The organism is Rugamonas rubra (assembly GCF_900114705.1).
In the GTDB taxonomy this organism is placed as follows: Bacteria; Pseudomonadota; Gammaproteobacteria; order Burkholderiales; family Burkholderiaceae_D; genus Rugamonas; species Rugamonas rubra.
This window is the reverse complement of sequence record NZ_FOTW01000006.1, coordinates 259,983-277,957: the sequence shown is the minus strand read 5'-3', so window position 1 is coordinate 277,957 and position 17,975 is coordinate 259,983. Positions and strand designations below refer to the sequence as shown.

Annotated in this window: 17 protein-coding genes; 10 read left to right on the top strand and 7 right to left on the bottom strand. The window is 69.2% G+C overall.

Annotated elements, in window-relative coordinates:
* The first annotated feature begins 110 nt into the window (after positions 1-110).
* Positions 111-524 (top strand): SRPBCC family protein, encoded by a 414-nt coding sequence (locus BM252_RS05735; protein WP_093384847.1) that lies wholly within the window; start codon positions 111-113, stop codon positions 522-524.
* A 147-nt stretch (positions 525-671) separates the two neighbouring features.
* On the opposite strand, the gene BM252_RS05730 is transcribed toward BM252_RS05735, so the two are convergent.
* From BM252_RS05730 to BM252_RS05720, 3 genes are read right to left on the bottom strand one after another with little or no spacing between them, the layout of a single operon-like run.
* Entirely contained in the window at positions 672-1,607 is a 936-nt protein-coding gene (locus tag BM252_RS05730) for an alpha/beta hydrolase (RefSeq protein WP_093384844.1), read from the bottom strand.
* The gene (locus BM252_RS05725) at positions 1,604-2,515 is read right to left on the bottom strand and encodes an alpha/beta fold hydrolase (protein WP_093384842.1); all 912 of its coding nucleotides are present in this window, start codon (positions 2,513-2,515) and stop codon (positions 1,604-1,606) included. The genes BM252_RS05730 and BM252_RS05725 overlap by 4 nt, the downstream gene beginning before the upstream one ends.
* Positions 2,516-2,553: 38 nt before the next feature.
* Positions 2,554-3,609, bottom strand: a complete 1,056-nt coding sequence (locus BM252_RS05720; RefSeq protein ID WP_093384839.1) for a sugar phosphate isomerase/epimerase family protein — start codon at positions 3,607-3,609, stop codon at positions 2,554-2,556.
* Positions 3,610-3,767: 158 nt separating this feature from the next.
* Between BM252_RS05720 and BM252_RS05715 the strand changes: the two genes are divergently transcribed.
* Positions 3,768-4,367: a TetR/AcrR family transcriptional regulator gene (locus tag BM252_RS05715; protein ID WP_093385167.1), complete on the top strand. Its 600-nt coding sequence runs from the start codon at positions 3,768-3,770 to the stop codon at positions 4,365-4,367.
* Between the two features lie 117 nt (positions 4,368-4,484).
* On the opposite strand, the gene BM252_RS05710 is transcribed toward BM252_RS05715, so the two are convergent.
* The 3 genes from BM252_RS05710 to BM252_RS05700 form a co-directional block, all read right to left on the bottom strand.
* Positions 4,485-4,781 carry a DUF3144 domain-containing protein gene (locus BM252_RS05710; RefSeq protein ID WP_174900428.1) on the bottom strand — a complete coding sequence of 99 codons (297 nt, stop codon included), beginning with the start codon at positions 4,779-4,781 and terminating at the stop codon, positions 4,485-4,487.
* An 86-nt stretch (positions 4,782-4,867) separates the two neighbouring features.
* Entirely contained in the window at positions 4,868-5,284 is a 417-nt protein-coding gene (locus tag BM252_RS05705; protein ID WP_093384834.1) for a type II toxin-antitoxin system VapC family toxin, read from the bottom strand.
* The gene (locus BM252_RS05700; RefSeq protein WP_093384831.1) at positions 5,284-5,514 is read right to left on the bottom strand and encodes an AbrB/MazE/SpoVT family DNA-binding domain-containing protein; all 231 of its coding nucleotides are present in this window, start codon (positions 5,512-5,514) and stop codon (positions 5,284-5,286) included. Before BM252_RS05700 ends, BM252_RS05705 begins: the two co-directional genes overlap by 1 nt.
* Before the next feature lie 196 nt (positions 5,515-5,710).
* Here BM252_RS05700 and BM252_RS05695 point away from each other — a divergent pair, with 196 nt between their 5' ends.
* The 5 genes from BM252_RS05695 (at position 5,711) to BM252_RS05675 (ending at position 12,355) form a co-directional block, all read left to right on the top strand.
* Positions 5,711-6,436 (top strand): TetR/AcrR family transcriptional regulator, encoded by a 726-nt coding sequence (locus tag BM252_RS05695; protein ID WP_174900427.1) that lies wholly within the window; start codon positions 5,711-5,713, stop codon positions 6,434-6,436.
* A 205-nt stretch (positions 6,437-6,641) separates the two neighbouring features.
* Positions 6,642-6,983: a c-type cytochrome gene (locus BM252_RS05690; protein ID WP_093384824.1), complete on the top strand. Its 342-nt coding sequence runs from the start codon at positions 6,642-6,644 to the stop codon at positions 6,981-6,983.
* Complete coding sequence (locus BM252_RS05685) at positions 6,980-8,380, top strand: D-arabinono-1,4-lactone oxidase (RefSeq protein WP_093384821.1); 1,401 nt, start codon at positions 6,980-6,982, stop codon at positions 8,378-8,380. The genes BM252_RS05690 and BM252_RS05685 overlap by 4 nt, the downstream gene beginning before the upstream one ends.
* Positions 8,381-9,652 (top strand): alanine racemase, encoded by a 1,272-nt coding sequence (locus tag BM252_RS05680; RefSeq protein ID WP_093384818.1) that lies wholly within the window; start codon positions 8,381-8,383, stop codon positions 9,650-9,652.
* Between the two features lie 126 nt (positions 9,653-9,778).
* Positions 9,779-12,355 (top strand): TonB-dependent receptor, encoded by a 2,577-nt coding sequence (locus BM252_RS05675; RefSeq protein WP_093384816.1) that lies wholly within the window; start codon positions 9,779-9,781, stop codon positions 12,353-12,355.
* Here BM252_RS05675 and BM252_RS05670 read toward each other — a convergent pair.
* Positions 12,345-13,715, bottom strand: a complete 1,371-nt coding sequence (locus BM252_RS05670) for an MFS transporter (protein WP_093384813.1) — start codon at positions 13,713-13,715, stop codon at positions 12,345-12,347. The genes BM252_RS05675 and BM252_RS05670 overlap by 11 nt on opposite strands.
* Before the next feature lie 102 nt (positions 13,716-13,817).
* On the opposite strand from BM252_RS05670, the gene BM252_RS05665 reads away from it, so the two are divergent.
* From BM252_RS05665 to BM252_RS05655, 3 genes are all read left to right on the top strand, one after another.
* Positions 13,818-15,101 (top strand): citrate synthase family protein, encoded by a 1,284-nt coding sequence (locus BM252_RS05665; RefSeq protein ID WP_093384810.1) that lies wholly within the window; start codon positions 13,818-13,820, stop codon positions 15,099-15,101.
* Positions 15,102-15,218: 117 nt separating this feature from the next.
* Positions 15,219-15,605, top strand: coding sequence for a DUF2946 domain-containing protein (locus BM252_RS05660; RefSeq protein WP_093384808.1), 387 nt, complete (start codon positions 15,219-15,221; stop codon positions 15,603-15,605).
* Between the two features lie 134 nt (positions 15,606-15,739).
* On the top strand, positions 15,740-17,965 hold the full coding sequence (locus tag BM252_RS05655) for a TonB-dependent receptor (protein WP_093384805.1): 2,226 nt from the start codon (positions 15,740-15,742) through the stop codon (positions 17,963-17,965).
* The last annotated feature ends 10 nt before the right edge of the window (positions 17,966-17,975 follow it).

Here is a 17,975-nt window from a genome sequence, read left to right as displayed (position 1 = left end):
TTTCGCCCGCGATTTGTATGTACGCCACTGGACAGCGGCAAGGACGGCAGGTAAGCTGGCTGGATTATCATGTTTGCAACCTTCCACTTCCCGCAGAATGGAGTTCGCTCATGGCATCGATACAGAAAGAAGTCGTCATCGAGGTGGCGCCCGAACAGGTATGGGACGCGCTGCGCGACGTCGGCGCGCTGCACACCCGGCTGGTGGTGGGCTTCGTCAGCAACTGCGTGCTGGAGGCCGACGGCGGGGCCCGCGTGGTCACCTTCGCCAACGGCATGGTGGCGCGCGAGCTGATCGTCGACGTCAGCGAGGAATGGCACCGTGTGGCGTGGAGCGCCACGGGCGGCCAACTGAGCCACCACAACGCCTCGGCGCAGGTGTTTGGCGAGGGCACCGCGCACAGCCGCGTGGTGTGGATCGCCGACCTGCTGCCCAACGAGCTGGCACCGGCTGTCGAGAGCATGGTCGCGCAGGGCTGCGCGGCGATGAAGCGCACGCTGGAACTGCTGGCGCACCGGCTGTGAGTTGGCCGCCCCTCATACCCAAATGCCGCTAGGTTAAGAAACCCCACAGGCACAAACCTGGGGTCAGACCCCTGGGGGGCTGACCCCGGATCTGCGCCTTTGGGTGGTTTTGCAGCCGCTGGCGCCTTGGTTTCTGTCCCGCGCCGCCTAGCCGACCAGGCTGCCGCGCAACGCCGCGCCGGCCTGGTTGAACAGCTGGCGCGCCTGCGGCGTCACGCCGAGCATGTGGATGCAGGCGTGGACCATGCCGGCCAAGCGCTCGCAGCGCACATCGACGCCGTCGAGGCGCAGGCGGCGCGCGTAGGCCTCGCCCTCGTCGCGCAGCGGGTCGTACTCGCTCACCAGCACGGTGGCCGGTGGAAGGCCGGCCAGCGACGCCGCCCGCAGCGGCGCGGCGTAGGCCGAGGCCGCGTCGTCGTCGTCGCGCAGGTAGCTGTTCCAGCAGAACCGCATGATCTCGCGCGTCAGCGAGTAACCCTGGGCGAACTCTTGGTACGAGGCGGTGGAAAAGTCCGCCTCCAGCGCGGGGTAGATCAGCAGTTGGTGAGCCAGCGGCGGGCCGCCGCGGTCGCGCGCCAGCAGGGCCGCCGCCGCCGCCAAGTTGCCGCCGGCGCTGTCGCCGCCGACGGCGATGCGCGCGCGGTCCAGGCCGAGCAACTCGGCGTGCGCGCTGATCCAGCACAGCGCGCCGTAGAAGTCCTCCAGCGGCACCGGGAACTTGTGCTCCGGCGCCAGCCGGTAGTCGACCGACAGCACCACGCAGCCGGTGGCGTTGGCCAGCGCGCGGCAGGGGTTGTCGTACAGCTCCAGCGAGCACAGGCACCAGCCGCCGCCGTGGGCGAAGACGATGGCCGGCAGCGCCGCCGCAGGGTCGGCGCCGGCCGGCGCGTAGGCGCGCACGCGCACCGGGTGCTGGCCGTGGCCGGGCGCGATGAAGTCCTTCACCCAGGCCACCTGCTGCAAGGGGCCGTGCTGCGCGCGCAGGCCGGCCTCGGTGGCGGCGCGGATCTCGGCCAGCGTGGCGGGCGCCGGCCCGCTGGCGGGCCGGTTCAGAAACGCGGCGATGTGCGGATCGAGGCTCATGCGCGCCGCTCCAGGTTTGCCGGCGCGGCGCGTCCGTCCAGGAAGGGCAGCAGCTGCGCCAGGAAGTCCTGCGGATTCTCCTCCATCACGAAGTGGCCGGAGTCGGCGATCATCGCGCCGCGCAGGTCGAGGGCGCGGCCCTGCATGGTGAGCAGCGGCGCGTCCTTGGTGGCGTGCTCGGCGCCGATGGCCAGCACCGGCATGGTCAAGGCCGACTCGGCGCGCAGCAGGTTCTGCCGGATCGTTTCGGGAATCGCCCGGTAGTAGGCGAAGCCGGCGCGCAGCGCGCCCGGCGTGGCGTAGGCCTCGGTGTAGACGGCGGCGGCGACGCGGTCGCGGCGGTACGACCATTTGTCCAGCATGAAGCCGATGTACTCGCGTTCCTTGCCGGCGGTGAGCGCCTCGGGCAGGTCGTGGACCTGGTTGAACATGAAGTGCCAGAGGAAGATGTTGTCCTCCGGCGCGACGAAGATGGGCGGCGCCGGCGCCAGGCCGGGGATGACGGCCTCGGTCAGCGCCAGCTTGCCGACCACGCCGGGGTGGTCGCTGGCCAGCGCGTAGCCGACCCACATGCCGATGTCGTGGCCGACCACGTCGTATTCGGCGTGGCCGAGCTGCGCCATCACCCGGTGCAGGGTGTTGGCGACGGCGCCGGTGTCGTAGCCGCCGGCCGGACGGTCGGAGTGGCCGGTGCCGGGCGGGTCGACGGCGATGGACAGGTAGCCTTGCCCGGCCAGCGCGGCCATGACGTGGCGCCAGGCGTACCAGGTTTGCGGCCAGCCGGGGATCAGCAGCACGGGGCGGCCGGCGCCGGCGGTGACGCAGTGGATGCGGTTGCCGTCGATGCGCACGTAGTCGTGCGTGAAGCCGGCTTCTGGATGGTTTGAGGTGGTGAGTGCTTGCTGCATGGTGTTCCTTGTTCTTTGTGTGATTTTCAGCTGGTGGTTCAGCCGATGCCGAGCAGCTGCTTCATCTGTTGTTGATTGATCGGCGCGCCGGCGAAGTCGTCGAAGATCTTGTCGGTGACGGGGATGATGTGGGCGTTGATGAAGTCCACGCCCTCCCTGGCGCCGTTCTCCTGGTGCTTCAGGCAGCACTCCCATTCCAGCGCGGCCCAGCCGGCGTAGTCGTACTGGGTCAGCTTGGAGAAGATGGCCTTGAAGTCGACCTGGCCGTCGCCCAGCGAACGGAAGCGCCCGGCGCGGTTCTCCCACGATTGGTAGCCGCCGTAGATGCCCTGTCGTCCGCTCGGATTGAACTCGGCGTCCTTCACATGGAACATGCGGATGCGCTCCTTGTAGATGTCGATGAAGTCGAGGTAGTTCAGCTGCTGCAGCACCAAGTGGCTGGGGTCGTACAGCATGTTGCATCGCTGGTGCTGGCCGACGCGGTCGTAGAACATCTCGAAGCTGACGCCGTCGTGCAGGTCCTCGCTGGGGTGGATCTCGTAGCACAGGTTGACGCCCTGTTCGTCGCAGGCGTTCAACACCGGCAGCCAGCGCTTGGCCAGTTCGTCGAAGGCGGTCTCGATCAGGCCGGCCGGGCGCTGCGGGAAGGGGAACAGGTAGGGCCAGGCGAAGGAGCCGGAGAAGGTGCCCATCTCCGTCAGCCCCAGGCGGCGCGAGGCCTTGGCCGACATCAGCAGGCGCTCGACGGCCCATTCAGTGCGGGCCTGCGGCTTGCCGTGCAGTTCGGCCGGCGCAAAGCTGTCGCACATGGCGTCATAGGCGGGATGCACGGCGACCAGCTGGCCGAAGATGTGGGTGGTCAGTTCGCTCAGCACCAGGCCGTGGCCGGCCAGCATGCCGACGATGTCGTCGCAGTAGCCCTGGCTGTCGGCGGCGGTGGCCACGTCGAACAGGCGTTGGTCCCAGGCGGGCAGCTGCAGGGCCTTGAAGCCGGTGTCGCTGGCCCAGGCGGCGATCGAGGGCAGGTCGTTGAAGGGGGCTACGGTGTCGCTGAATTGGGCGAGGTGCAGGCTGGGTCCTTTGATGGTTCGCATTTTTATCGGCTCCTATTGTTTGTCGATCGACAAAGAATAGGCGAAATTTTCCGGGCGGTCAAGCGGCCGCTCGAAAAAGATGGTGCGGGTATTTGTCCAGCGGGTGGCCGGACGGAGCGGCTATACTGGCCGTCCTTGTGTTTGTGCAGAGGTAAATGATGGCTGGTAGGCCAAGAGAATTCGACCGCGAGCTGGCGCTGGAAAAGGCCAGGGACGCTTTTTGGGAGCGCGGCTACGAGGGCGTCGCCATGTCCGATTTGGTGGCGGCGCTGGGCATCGCCTCGGCGCGCATCTACGCCGCCTTCGGCTCGAAGGAGCAGCTGTTCCGCGAGGCGATCGAGCTGTACGTGGCGGGCGAGGGCGGCTTCGCCACGCGCGCCCTGGTGCATGAGGCCACGGCGCGCGGCGCCATCGAGCGCATGCTGCGCGAGGCGGTGCTGCTATACACCCGCAGCGGCCGGCCGCACGGCTGCATGGTGGTGACGGCGGCGACCAACTGCAGCAGCCAGAACGACGCCGTCATCGTCTGGCTGGGCGAGTTCCGCCGCGCCCGCACCAAGTCGATCATCGACCGTCTGCGCCTGGCCCTGAAGGACGGCGAGCTGAAGGCCGGCACCGACGTGGCGGCGCTGGGCGACGTCTACGCGACGCTGCTGCACGGCCTGTCGGTGCAGGCGCGCGACGGCGTCGGCAAGGCGCGGCTGCTGGCGATGATCGCCCCGGCGATGGCGGCGCTGGAACTGGCCGGCCAGGGTTGACGCGGCGCCCGACGCTGGGCAGTGGCGCGGCACCGCCCGCTATTCGGATGTAAAAAAGCCACCCGGCGTCGTCGACGCGGGCGGCTTTTTGTTGTCCGGCGCCGCGCGGGGCGCGGATCAGGAATTGGCGTTGCGGTACTTGTCGAAATTGGCGGCGAAGTCGTCGAAGTTCTCGCGCATCATTTCCTCGTGCTGCGCCAGGTAGTACTTGATGGCGGCCTCCTTGTTCTCGTTGAAGGCCTCCACCGTCGGACTCACGGCCGACAGCATGTAGGCGTTGAAGCGGCTGGCCGAATACAGCAGGCTGGGACCGATGATGCTGCGGTCGATGGTCTGCGCCTTGTCGTTGGCGATCCCGATGAAGGTGTCGACCAGTTGCCAGTAGTGCTTATCGTTTTCAGTTTTTTCGGTCATGGGCCGCACCTTCGTTAAAAGAAGCAGGCATCCTGCCATGAATCGCCGGGCAGCTCAACTATTTTTCGGCGAGTGGGTAGTGAGAATTATCTGGGAATGAATACGCTGGGTGATAGACCTAGCCTTTTTGCGCGACGTGCAAATTTCCGATCATCGAACGAGGCGACGCTATCACATTGATAAAAGCTGGCGTGATGCAACGCGTCGGCGAAGTCCAAGCCGGCCTCGCAGGCCGCGAGAGCCCGCTCAACTGCCGCGCGGTCTTCAACGACAATGTGTATCTGTCCCAGCAGATGTTTAACGACAGCAATTGCTTCTTGTCGGCCGAATGCGTAGTAGCCCCGCATGAGCCATTCAAGCTCAAGAATAACCGTCTTGCATACCATTAGTGTCTGGCCGGATTCAATCAGGCGACATGCCGCGATGCGTTGTCGCTCTGCCTCGGCGTCACTCCTGTCGTCGATGTAGTAGCGCGCCAAAATATTGGTGTCGAGGCCGATCATTACTTGAGCAGTGTAGCCGGATCCAAATCCACCGGGATGGCCGGACGCACGCTTTTCAGCATGCCAAATCCGCTTTCGCTGCTGTCTGTCGGAGAGCTTTTTACCCGCATTTCGACATGGTCACCGACCAGTGTGAATTCAATGCGGCTGCCTTCCCGAATGCCCAGCTGTCGCCTTACCTGCTTGGGGATAGTGACCTGTCCCTTGCTGGTGACCGATGTGATTTCCATTGCAGCCTCCTTGTCATGCCAGGTAATACTAGCATTGCGAAAATCCCCGTACAAGCCTTAGCTTTACATGATTTGACGCAGCGTCAGGGTAATTGGGAGGGCGTCACATCCCCTTGTTACCCCGCCATAGCAGTCGCGCTTCGCATATACTGGCGGGACGCGCCGCGACCTTGCCCCGCCTGCCGACATGACGACGATGAACAAGCCCCTCTCCCCCGAACTGGTTGCGCCCGCCGCCGCGCCGCGCGCGCGCGCGGCGGCCGGGCGCGCCGGCGGCGGCTCCGACCGGGGCGGCCGCACCCGCGAGCTGATCCTGCGGGCGACGCAGGAGATCATCGCCGCCCACGGCCTGTCCGGCGTCAGCCACCGCGCCATCGCCGCCCGGGCGCAGGTGCGGCTGTCGCTGACCAGCTACCACTTCGGCTCGCTGGAGGACCTGCTCGAGGCCAGCTTCGACGCCTACCGCGGCCACACCCAGGCGCGCCGCGCGGCGCTGCTGGCGGCGGCCGAGTCGCACATCGCGCACTTCCTCGCCACGCCGCCCGGCGCGGACAAACTGCCGGCCTTCGCCGCCGCGCTGGCCGACACCCTGGCCCGCTACGTGCGCGCCGGCGTCGTCGAGCACCGCACCGACCTGGCCGTCGAGTGCAGCTTCCTGTTCGCCTGGAACCTGCCGCCGACCCTGCGCGCCAAGGTCGACGCGCACAGCCGCGAGCTGGTGCAGTTGGCGGCGCAGGTGTTTCGCCGCATCGGCAGCCGCAGCGCCGAGGTGGACAGCGGACTGCTGCTGGCCTGCATCCGCCAGCTCGAGTTCACCCAGGTCTCGACCGGCGAGGCGGCCTCCGTCGAAACGCTGCGGCTGACCCTGTTCCGCCTGTTGCTCGGCCTGTTGATGGCCGGCGACAGCATGCCGCCGGCCTGAGCGGCGGCCATCCTTTTCGCGGCGCCCGCCGCACTCGCCTGCTGTTTTTTCCCGCCGCTCGCGGCGGCGCGTCCGTTCGCCTCCCTCGGCAAGCAGTCCCCTGCGCTTGTGGCTGTGCGGTAACACCTATGTTGACACTGTTGTCAAACAGTGTAAGTATTGGACGGTCGTCCAATATTGATTCTTTCCTTCGTAGGGAGTGCCGATGCAGATGCGTAGCGTAAGCGGGCTGGTCCTGTTTGTCTTGATGGCCGCCGGCGTCGGCGGGGCCGTTGCGGCCGAGCTGAGCGGGCGCCAGTCGATGTTGTTGGCCAACAACTGCCTGCAATGCCACGCCCGCCCCGGCGTGCCGGCGCCGCAGATCGGCGACGCCCCGGCCTGGCAGAAGCTGGCCGGCAAGGGCGAGGCGGCGCTGCTGGCCAGCGCCGTGCAGGGCCTGGGCGGCATGCCGCCGCTGGGCTATTGCAGCGCCTGCACCGAGCAGGACTTGCGCGCGCTGATCCGCTTCATGGCCAAGTTGCCCGCGCCGGCCGGAGCGGCCCAATGATACGCCGCGACTTCCTGCGCGCGGCCGCCGCCGGCGCCGTCGTCAGCGTGCTGCCCGCCTGCGGCCGCAGCGACGCGGTGCCGCAAAGCCCGGTCGACTTCGTCGCCGGCAAACCGCTGCCGTGGATCAACTGGTCGGGCAACCAGAGCTGCACGCCGGCGCTGCGGCTGGCGCCGGCCAGCGAGGCCGAGCTGGTCGACGCGCTCAAGCGCGCCAGCGGCGTGGTGCGCGCCGTCGGCGCCAGCCACTCGTTCAGCGCGGTGGTGCCGACCGACGGCACGCTGATCGCCACCGACCTGCTCAGCGGCCTGGTCGGCCACGACGCCGCCAGCCTGCAGGCCGAGATCTGGGCCGGCACGCGCATGCACGCGCTCGGCCCGCTGCTGCACGGTGTCGGTCAGGCGCTGCCCAACATGCCCGACATGGACTACCCGGCCATGGGCGGCGCCATCGTCAACTCGGTGCACGGCACCGGCCAGCGCTACGGCTCCATGTCGTCGTACGTGACGGCGCTGACCCTGGCCACGCCGTCCGGCGAGTTGATCGACTGCAGCGCCAGCAAGCGCAGCGAGATCTTCCACGCCGCCCGCACTTCCGTCGGCGCGCTCGGCATCGTCTCGCGCATGACGCTGCAGAACGACAAGCCGTTCCGCCTGGTCGAGACCACGCGCATCGAAAAGACCGAGGACGTGCTGGCCGAGCTGGCCCAGCGCTGCGCCGCGCACCGCAACTTCGAGTTCCTGCCGCTGCCCCATTCGACCCTGGCGGTGACCGTGGCCAGCGACCTGGCCGGGCCGAACGACGCGCCGTCCGGCGAGGACGACCCGGAGGCCGTCAACTCGCTGCGCACCTTGCTGCAGGCGGTTGGCTGGATGCCCGGCATCGGCGAGGCGGCCTACGACAAGCTGCTCACCACCTTCCTCGCCGGCGGCGCCGCGCAGGTGCGCGTCGGCCACTCCTTCGACGTGTTCCCCCACGTGCGCGTGGTGCGCTTCCGCGAGATGGAGTACACCGTGCCGGCCGAATCCGGACCGGACTGCGTGCGCGAGATCCTGCGCACCATCCGCGAGCGCAAGCTGCCGATCGCCTTCCCGCTGGAGTACCGCTACGTCAAGGCCGACGAGATCTGGCTGTCGATGTTCGAGGGCCGCGACGGCTGCTCGATCTCGGTGCACCAGTACGGCGACACCGACCACCGCGCCTACTTCGCCGAGATCGAACCGATCTTCTGGAAGTACCAGGGCCGGCCGCACTGGGGCAAGCTGCACACGCTCGACGCGGCGCGGCTGGCCGCGCTGTACCCGCGCCACTGGAAGGACTTCCACGAGGTGCGGCGCAGCCTCGATCCCCAAGGCCGCATGATGAATGCGCATTTGAAGCATATTTTCGGAGTCTGAATGGTCACACGTCGAACCTTCCTGGCGGCCGGTGCCGGCGCCGCCGCCGTCGCGGCCGTCGCTGCCAAACCGCGCGACGCCGGCGGTCCGTACCCGGCCTATTTCGCCGCGCTCAACATGGCGCTGCGCGCCCAGCATATCGACCATCCGGTGCTGCTGGTCGACCTCGACCGGCTCGACCGCAACATCGCCCGGCTGAAGAAATCGGTCGGCGTGGCGCCGGCCAAGGGCTACCGCATCGTCGTCAAGTCGCTGCCCAGTCCGGGCCTGATCGACTACGTCGCCAAGGCCGCCGGCACCAACTTGTTCATGGCCTTCCACCGGCCCTTCCTGAGCGCGCTGGCGGCGCTGCGGCCGGACGCCGACATCCTGCTCGGCAAGCCGATGCCGGTCGACGCGGCGCGCCAGTTCTACGCCGAGAAGCGGGGCGGCTTCCGTCCGGAGACGCAGCTGCAGTGGCTGATCGACAGCCACGCCAGGCTGCTGCAGTACCAGCGCCTGGCGCGCGAGCTGGGCGTCAAGATGCGCATCAACTGCGAGATCGACGTCGGCCTGCACCGTGGCGGCTTCGCCAGCCAGGGCGAAATGGCGCAGGCGCTGGCCACCATCGCGGCCGATCCGCAGTTCCTCGAATTCTCCGGCTTCATGGGCTACGACGCGCACTTGATGGGACTGCCCGGCTTCCTCGCCGAGCGCGAGTTCCCCCGCGTGCGCGAACGCTACCAAGGCTACATCGATCTGCTCAAGGCCAACCATCCGGCCATGGCCGCCAGGCCGCTGTGCTTCAACGGCGCCGGCAGCCCGACCTTCCAGCGCTACGAGGGCGACGCCATGCTCAACGAGATTTCGGCCGGCACCTGCCTGATGAAGCCGAGCCACTACGACCTGGCGTCGCTGGCAGAGTACGAGCCGGCGGCCTACATCGCCGCGCCGGTGCTCAAGCGGCTGGCGCACACGCGGCTGCCGGCGCTGGAGTGGAGCGCGCCGCTGCTGGAGGGCTGGGACCCGAACATGGCGCAGACCTACTTCATCTACAGCGGCAACTGGCTGGCCGAGCCGGAGGCGCCACCCGGCATGCGGCCCAACTTCGCTTATGTCAGCTCGAACCAGCAGGGGCTGAACGCCTCGCCGGCGGTGCCCATCGAGGTCGACGATTTCGTCTTCCTGCGGCCGTTGCAGAGCGAGGCGGTGCTGCTGCAGTTCGGCGACCTGGTGGCGCTGCGCGGTGACAAAATCGTCGAGCGCTGGCCGGTGTTGCAGGCGGGGAGGTAGGCGGGGGATTGCGGGTTTTGCGGCGTAACCACGAGGCGCGGACATAGGGTCAGACCCTGAGGGTCTGACCCTGGCGTAGGCACTCGTGGCGATAACAATAATCGACAACACAACGGAGAGGTGGGTATGCAAGATCGCGATCAGCTGGCAGCAAACATCAACAATCGACAGGCGCCGCAAGCGCCGCGCCGGCGCCCGCTGGCGCTGGCGGTCTCGCGCGCGCTGCTGGGCGGCACGCTGGCGGCCGGCGCGCTGCTGGAGCCGGCCGGCGCCGCCGAGGCGGCGCCCGAGGCCGCGCCGCAGGCGGCGCAGGACCAGGCCCAGGCCCAAGCCCAGGCCCGGCCGCCGGCCAAGCCCGCCGCCAAGCCCGCCGCCGCCGAGGACGCCGCCATCGGCGTGGTCACCATCACCGCGCAGAGCCGCACGCAGGCGGCGCAGTCGGTGCCGATCGCCATGCAGCTGGTCAGCGCCGACCAGATCAGCAAGCTGGCCGCCGCCAACCTGTCGGCCATGAACGGCTACATCCCCGGCCTGAACGTGGACGCCGAACAGCCGACCCAGCCCAAGTTTTCGATGCGCGGCATCGGCACCGCCGATTTCGGCATCGGCACCGACGGCCCGGTCGGCGTCTACGTCGACGGCGTCTACACCGGCAAGACCGGCGGCGCGCTGATGAACTTCAACGACACCCAGCGCGTCGAGGTGTTGAAGGGGCCGCAGGGCACGCTGTTCGGCCGCAACAGCGCGGCCGGCGCGATCTCCATCATCACCAAGGAGCCGTCGCAGGAGCGCGAGGGCGAGGTGCATCTGCGCGCCGGCAACCACGGCGCGCGCTACCTGGACGGCCTGCTCAACGTGCCGCTCAACGACAGCATGGCGCTGCGCATGACCGTGGTCGACCAGCGCAGCGACGGCTGGCTGAAGGACGCCGCCAGCGGCGAGCACCTGAACAACACCGGCGACTGGGGCCTGCGCGCCACGCTGCGCTGGGACGCGCCGCAGCAGACCCGCGTTCTGCTGTCGTGGGAGCACGAGAAGCTGTCGCAGAAGGCGCGGCCGGCCATCGGCCTGGTGGCGCTGCCGCCGTCGCCCGGCGCGCCGACGGTGCCGGCCAATCCGGCCGGCTATCTGAATCCGTTCACGGCGCCGGTCTACAACGACGCCATCGACAACGCCGAGGCGCGCGACTTCGACGGCCTGACCCTGCGCCTGGAGCGGCCGCTTGGCGGGGTCACCTTCAACTCCACCACCGCCTACCGCCACTTCGCCTCGCGCAACCTGCAGGACAGCGACGGCAGCAACCGCATCAACTCCCACCTGGACACGGTCAACTACGAGAGCAACAGCAGCTGGCAGCAGGAGTTCAAATTGTCCGGCAAGAACGACAGCGTCGACTGGGTCGCCGGCGCCAGCCTGTTCTACGAGCGGGCCAACCAGAACAGCCGGATGAGCATGGTCACCGACACCCACAACACGGTGTTGAACAACCTGGCCGGCCTGCCGGTCTACAGCCTGCTCGACGAGGCGGCCCAGCAGTTCGGCCTGCCGGTCAAATTCTTCGGCAACAGCTGGCAGGAGAACATGCACAACCGCAGCACGGCCAAAGCCTACGCGCTGTTCGCCGACACCATCTGGCATGTCACGCCGAAGATCAACCTGACGGCCGGCGTGCGCCTGACCCACGACGACAAGCAGTTCTCCTGGTTCAGCCCGAACCGCAGCGCGCCGGGGCTGGACTCCACCCTGGCCCAACTCGACCAGGCCGGCTTCTTCCCCGGCCTGGTGGCGGCCGGCGCGCTGACGCCGGAGCAGGCGGCGATGGCGCAGGGCGCGCTGGGGCAGAACATCGCCTTCAACAACCCGTCCGCCGCCGCGCGCAAGGTCGAGGCGCACAAGAGCTGGACCGACGTCAGTCCGCGCCTGGTGCTCGACTACAAGCTGCTGCCCGACGTGATGGCCTACGGCTCGGTCAGCAAGGGCTACCAGTCGGGCGGTTTCAACGCGCTGGCGGTGGCCGGCAAGTACGAGCCGGAGACGATCTGGAACTACGAGGCCGGCTTGAAGAGCTACTTCCGCGAGCAACACCTGCTGATCAACGCCTCGCTGTTCCACTACAAGTTCTCCAACCTGCAGTCGCTCAGCCTGATCGGCAACACCGGGGCGGCCGTGCCCAGTTACCAGGTCAGCAGCAGCAACCAGGTGGCCAGCGGCATGGACTTCGAGGCGCGCTGGCAGCCGACGCGCGACCTGCGGCTGTTCTTCTCGTCCGAGTTCATCAGCCAGAAGTACCAGCACTTCGTCACCGGCGACGGCGTCGACCTGAGCGAACAGGCGGTCGGCACGCCGCTGTGGTCGGCCGCCGCCGGCGTCGACTACACCTGGCGCGCCGTCCTCGACGGCAAGCTCAACGTCAGCCTGCAGCACGCCTACACCGGCGCCACCCGCTGCAACGCCGACGCGCTGCAGGGCGCCTGCCTGAACACGCCGGCCTTCCGCGCCGGCACGGCCAAGCAGCACACCGACCTGCGGCTGGGCTGGGACGCCGGCAGCGGTCGCTGGGGCGTGGCGCTGTTCGTCAACAACGCCTTCGACAAGCGCTACGTGACCCGCATCGACAACACCTCGACCGGCATCCTCGGCACGCCGTTCGCCATCGTCTCCGACCCGCGCCGGGTCGGCGTCGAACTGCGCCTCAGCATGTAGCGGCGGCCGGCGTGTGCGCCTGCGTCAGCACGTGGCCGACGCAGGCGCACATCGCCACGGCGGCGCACAGCAGCGCCGCCGCCACGCCCATCCGTTGCGCCAGCATGCCCCAGAACAGCGCGCCGGCGCTTTGCCCGGCGCCCATCGCCAGCATGTAGATCGAGATCGTCCTGGCGCGCAGCGCGGGCGGGAAGGCGGTCTGCGCCCGCCCGTTGAGCGTGCTGACGATGGCCGCCCAGGCCATGCCGCCGGCCAGCACCAGGGCCAGCGCCAGCGGCCGGGCGCTGGTCAGCGGCAGCGCCGCCAGCATGGCGCCGAACACCAGCAGGGCGGCGGCGAGCAGGCGGCGCGGGCCGAGGCGCGCGCGCAGCGTCGGCAGCGAGAAGGCGGCCAGCACCGCGCCCGCGCCCGAGGCGCCCATCAGGCTGCCGAAGGTGCTGGCCTGCAGATGCAGCACGTCGCGCACATACAGCGGCAGCAGGGCGGCGAAGGCGATGGCGACGAAGAAGATCGCGGCCACCTGCGCCAGCAGGGCGCGGAAGGCGCGCTGTTGCCAGGCGCTGGCGATGCCGTGCTTGAAGGCGGCCCAGGCGCCGCCCTTGGCGGCGGATGACGGCGCGGGCGCAGGCGAAGGCGAGGGGGCCGGCGGCATCGTCCTCGGCCCCGGCTCGGCCTGCGGCGCGCCGGCCGACGACATGGACGGCGTCGGGTTCGGGTGCGCCGTCCCGTTGTCGCGTATCCAACGCCAGTAGACCAACATCATGCCCAGATAGGACAGCGCGTTGGCCATGAACAGCGGCGCCGCGCCGATGTGCTGGAACAGCAGGCCGCCCAGCCAGGGGCCGAGCAGGGCCGCCAGGTTGTAGCTCAGGTTGTTGAGGATGGCGGCGGTCGGCACCAGCTCCGGCTCCAGCAGGGTCGACATCGAGGCTTGCCAGGCCGGCCACAGGAAGGCCGCGCAGCAGCCCATCGCGAAGGTCAGCGCCAGCAACGTGAACGCCGTCGCCTGGCCGCCCATGGTGGCCAGCGCCATCAGGCCGGCGGCCAGCGCCATGCCGGCGTTGATGACGAACAGCAGGCGGGGGCGGTCGACGGCGTCGGCCAGCACGCCGGCCGGCAGGGCGAACAGCAGCATCGGCGCGTAGCTGGCCGTTTGCACCAACGTGGTCAGCAGGGTCGAGTCGGACATGGAAGCGACCAGCCAGGCGGCGGCGAAGGCCTGCACCCAGCGGCCCAGGTTGGCGGCCAGGTTGGCCAGCCAGAGCTGGCGGAAGCGCCGGTGGCGCAGGGGTTCCAACAGGGCCGGCAGGGCGCGGCGGCGGGGCTGCGAGGGGGCGGTTGCGAGTGTTTTCTCGTGCATGGTGCGGTCCTGGGAGTGGTAGTGGGGGCAGCATAAAATCGGCCGCACGATAGGGTCAATCTCGATTGCGGCAATCAATGTCGATGGGTCTACAATCGCGGCATGAAGAAAGATCTGTCAGCCGCCGAGGCGGCGAAACTGCTGAGTGTCAGCCTGCCGACCTTGTATTCCTACGTCAGCCGGGGCCTGCTGGCGTCGAGCGCGGTGAGCGGCCCCACGCGCAGCAAGCGCTACGCGCGCGAGGCGGTGCTGCGTCTGGCGGCGCGGCGGGCCGACGGCAAGCGCGCCGGCCACGCCGTGGCGGGCGCCATCAACTGGGGCGTGCCGGTGCTGGAGACGCGCATCTCGCGCATCGACGACGGCCAGCTGCACTATCGCGGCCACGACGTGTTGGCGCTGGCCGAACACTCCAGCCTGGAAGCAGTCGCCTGCGTCTTGTGGGGCGAGGACGGACGCGACTATTTCGCCGTCGAGTGTCCAACGGCGCCGGCCGAATTGGTGCGCAGCCTGGACGCGCTGGCTGCCGGCATGGCGCCGCTGGAGCGCGCGCAGGCGCTGCTGCCGCTGCTCGCCAATACCATGTTGGCCGGCTGCGCCGAATCCATGCGGGAAGCGGGCGATGCAATGGCCGGCACCGCAATGGCCGGTGCCGAAATGGGCGGCGCCGACGCGGCGGCGGCCGATACGGACGGCGTCTATCAAACCGGCGCGCAGCTGATGAGAATGCTGGCCGCGCTGCTGCTACGCGGCGAGGTGTCTTTGGCGCCGCTGCATCTGCAACTGGCGCGCGCCTGGGAGGTGGACGCCGGCGGCGCCGAGTTGATCCGCGCCGCGCTGGTGCTGCTGGCCGACCACGACCTGAACACCTCGACCTTCACCGTGCGCTGCGTCGCCTCGACCGGCGCCAGCCTGATCAGCGCGCTGAGCGCCGGCCTGGGCGCGCTGTCCGGCCGCGAGCACGGCGGCCACAGCGTGCTGGCGCGGCGCATGATCGAGGCGGCGCTGTCGGCGCCCGACATGGATGCCTATCTGGTGGCGCACTGCCGCGCGTTGGGCAACGACGTGCCCGGTTTTGCCCATCCGCTGTATCCGGCCGGCGATCCGCGCGCCAGCTACCTGCTGCGGCGCATGCCCGCCGAGCGGCCACGGGTGCAGGCGATCCTTGCGGCGGGCGAGATCGTCCGGCGCCAGCTGGGCGTCGAGCCGAACGCCGACTTCGCGCTGGCCGCGCTGGAGTCGGCCTACAACCTGTCGTCCAGCGCCGGCCCGGTGCTGTTCGCGCTGGCCCGCTCGGCCGGCTGGATCGCCCACGTCGCCGAGCAGCGCGCCGACGGTGCGATGATCCGCCCGCGCGCCCGCTACGTCGGCCGCTTCGAGGCCGACTAGCGCGCGCGGCCGCCGGCTCGGCGCCGCGCCGCCCGCGCCGCATCGGTCCCGTGGGAGGGCCCACCTAGCCATACGGCGTATTGACGCTGTCGCCGGCCGTTCTGTAGAATCGCCGCCATGTTGCGCTCCCACTTCCTTCGCCGCCTGTTGTCCTGGCTCGCGCTCGCCACCATTCTTGGCTTCGCGGCGGTGCCGACGCTGGCGCGGCTGCTGGCGAGGTCGGACGCGCAGCAGTGGATGCAGATTTGTTCGGCGCAGGGCAGCCGCCTGGTGGCCGCCGCCGACCTGGCGCCGCAGCGGCCGGCGGCGCCGGCCCAGCCCCAGCTAGAGCATTGTCCGTTCTGCGCGCTGCACGCGACGCTGCTGCCGACGCCGCAAGCCTCCCACACGCTGGCCCTGCCACAGGCGCGGCCGGCGCGCTATCCGCAACTCTTCCTCGACGCCCCGCGCAGCCTGCGCTGGTGGTCGGTCGCGCATCCGCGCGGCCCGCCGCGCCTCCACTAGACCGTTTCGCCATTCCGACCATCGACGCCGCTGCCACCCAGCGGCCGGTGGCGTATGCGCGCTCGCGCGCCTTCTTGCCACGTCGGTCCACGCCGACGCCGGCAGAGCATTGTCTAGTTTCGAGGTAACCCAGCATGAACACCAACAAAAACATCAACAAAAACGTCAACAACAACATCAACAACAACATCGGTAAAACCATCCGCAAAACCGTCTTCGCCAGCGCCGCCGCCGTGCTGTGCGCGCAGGCCCTGGCCGCATCGCCCGCCGCCGTCGAGCCGACCCTGGCCACCGTCACCGTCAACGCCAGCCGCGACGCCCTGGCGCTCGACCAGGCCAACGGCACCGGCTCGCGCCTGGGCCTGACCGCGCGCGAGACGCCGGCCTCGGTGGCCGTCGTCGACCGCGCCACCATCGAGTTGCGCGGCGCCGACAACACCCAGGAGGTGCTCTCCAGCGTGCCCGGCGTGACCGCCGCCGCGCCGCCCGGCTCGGCCGGCACGGTCTACTACCGGGGCTTCGGCGCGTCCAGCCTGAGCCAGCTGTTCAACGGCATCACGCCGCAGTACGACGCCATCGCCGCGCGCCCCATCGACAGCTGGATCATCGAGCGGGTCGAGGTGATCGGCGGGCCGTCGACCTACCTGTTCGGCGCCGGCGCCGTCGGCGGCTCGATCAACTATGTGAGCAAGCTGGCGCAGCGCGACGCCGACCTGTTCGAATGGCGCGTCCGCTACGGCTCCTTCGCCAACGCCGACCTGGCGCTGGGCCTGAACCGGCGCCTGGGCGAGGCCGCCGGCGCGCGCCACGCCGTGCGCTTGGACGTCAACCGCAGCCACAGCGACGGCTATGTCGACGGCCAGCGGCGCGACGCGCTGAACGCGGCCGCCTCGCTGTTGAGCGACTTCGGCCCCAGCCTGAGCCACACGCTGGCGCTGGAATACCAGCACGAGCATGTCGACCGGCCCTACTGGGGCACGCCGCTGCGCAACCCGGCCACGGGCGACGCCGGCATCGACCCGGCGACCCGCTTCAAGAACTATAACTCGGCCGACGGCGTGTACGAACAGACCGTGCGCTGGGCCCGCTCCCTGCTGGAATACCGCCTGTCGCCCAACACCACGCTGAAGAACACCGTCTACCACTACGACGCGCTGCGCGACTACCGCAACGTCGAGACCTACGCCTTCAACGCCGCCAACACGGCGGTGCTGCGCTCGGGCGCCCTGTTGCAGCGCCACGACCAGCAGCTGCGCGGCGAACGCATCGAGTGGGCGCACAAGGGCGCGCTGGCCGGCATGGCGGCCGACTGGTCGGCCGGCCTGGACTACAGCCGCAACACGCAGACGCGCTTCCCACTGTCGCTGTCCGGCCCGGTCAGCAGCGTCGATCCGCTGTGGTTCAGCACCGAGCGCTTCTTCGACGTGCCCGGCATGACGCCCGGCTTCACGCCGGACCGCACCAACCAGGTCAACACGCTGGCGCTGTTCCTGGAGAACCGCCTGCGCCTGCGGCCCGACCTGGCGCTGCTGACGGCGCTGCGCCACGACCGCATCGACATCGCGCTGCGCAACCACAAGGCCGCCAGCGCCAGCAACCCGGCGTATTTCGAACATGACTACCGGCCGACCACGGGCCGCCTCGGCCTGATGTACGATCTGACGCCGCATGCCAACGTCTACGTCCAGTACAGCACGGCGGCCGACCCGCCGGCCGGCATCCTCAGCTCGGTTTCGTACAGCCAGGCGCGCGGCTCCGAGCTGACCACCGGCCGCCAGTTCGAGCTGGGCAGCAAATTCGACTACCTCGACGGGCGCGGCAGCGCCACGCTGGCGGCCTACCGCATCGAGCGCAAGAACCTGGCCATCGCCGACCCGGACCATCCCGGCGCCACGCTGCCGGTCGGCCAGCAATCGTCGCGCGGCGTCGAGGCGGCCACCTCGTTCAAGCTGAGCCCTAGCTGGCAGGTGCAGGGCAACCTGGCCTACACCGACGCGCAGTACGACGCCTTCGTCGAAACCAGCGGCGGCGTGGCGGTGTCGCGCGCCGGCAAGACGCCGGCCAACATTCCAACCTGGGTGTCGAACCTGTGGCTGAGCTGGAAGCCCAGCGCGGCGCTGCAACTGGGCCTGGACGCGCGGCGCGTGTCCCGCCGCTACGGCAACACGGCCAACAGCGTTAGCGACGCCGGCTACACCCTGTTCGGCGCCAACCTGAGTTACCAGCTGCGGCGCAACACCCAGCTCACCGTCCGCGTCAAGAACCTCACCGACAAGATCTACGCGGCCAATGTCGGCGCCAGCAGCTTCTACCTGGGCGCGCCCCGTTCGCTGGATCTGACGCTGCAGTCCTGGTACTGATGGAGGTGTG

Excerpts from the sequence above, each read along its gene's own strand:
- BM252_RS05720 (WP_093384839.1), bottom strand. The coding sequence starts at position 3,609 with ATGCGAACCATCAAAGGACCCAGCCTGCACCTCGCCCAATTCAGCGAC.
- BM252_RS05710 (WP_174900428.1), bottom strand. The coding sequence starts at position 4,781 with ATGACCGAAAAAACTGAAAACGATAAGCACTACTGGCAACTGGTCGAC.
- BM252_RS05690 (WP_093384824.1), top strand. The coding sequence starts at position 6,642 with ATGCAGATGCGTAGCGTAAGCGGGCTGGTCCTGTTTGTCTTGATGGCC.
- BM252_RS05675 (WP_093384816.1), top strand. The coding sequence starts at position 9,779 with ATGCAAGATCGCGATCAGCTGGCAGCAAACATCAACAATCGACAGGCG.
- BM252_RS05660 (WP_093384808.1), top strand. The coding sequence starts at position 15,219 with ATGTTGCGCTCCCACTTCCTTCGCCGCCTGTTGTCCTGGCTCGCGCTC.
- BM252_RS05655 (WP_093384805.1), top strand. The coding sequence starts at position 15,740 with ATGAACACCAACAAAAACATCAACAAAAACGTCAACAACAACATCAAC.
- BM252_RS05665 (WP_093384810.1), top strand. The coding sequence starts at position 13,818 with ATGAAGAAAGATCTGTCAGCCGCCGAGGCGGCGAAACTGCTGAGTGTC.
- BM252_RS05725 (WP_093384842.1), bottom strand. The coding sequence starts at position 2,515 with ATGCAGCAAGCACTCACCACCTCAAACCATCCAGAAGCCGGCTTCACG.
- BM252_RS05730 (WP_093384844.1), bottom strand. The coding sequence starts at position 1,607 with ATGAGCCTCGATCCGCACATCGCCGCGTTTCTGAACCGGCCCGCCAGC.
- BM252_RS05715 (WP_093385167.1), top strand. The coding sequence starts at position 3,768 with ATGGCTGGTAGGCCAAGAGAATTCGACCGCGAGCTGGCGCTGGAAAAG.
- BM252_RS05700 (WP_093384831.1), bottom strand. The coding sequence starts at position 5,514 with ATGGAAATCACATCGGTCACCAGCAAGGGACAGGTCACTATCCCCAAG.
- BM252_RS05735 (WP_093384847.1), top strand. The coding sequence starts at position 111 with ATGGCATCGATACAGAAAGAAGTCGTCATCGAGGTGGCGCCCGAACAG.
- BM252_RS05670 (WP_093384813.1), bottom strand. The coding sequence starts at position 13,715 with ATGCACGAGAAAACACTCGCAACCGCCCCCTCGCAGCCCCGCCGCCGC.
- BM252_RS05705 (WP_093384834.1), bottom strand. The coding sequence starts at position 5,284 with ATGATCGGCCTCGACACCAATATTTTGGCGCGCTACTACATCGACGAC.
- BM252_RS05695 (WP_174900427.1), top strand. The coding sequence starts at position 5,711 with ATGAACAAGCCCCTCTCCCCCGAACTGGTTGCGCCCGCCGCCGCGCCG.
- BM252_RS05685 (WP_093384821.1), top strand. The coding sequence starts at position 6,980 with ATGATACGCCGCGACTTCCTGCGCGCGGCCGCCGCCGGCGCCGTCGTC.
- BM252_RS05680 (WP_093384818.1), top strand. The coding sequence starts at position 8,381 with ATGGTCACACGTCGAACCTTCCTGGCGGCCGGTGCCGGCGCCGCCGCC.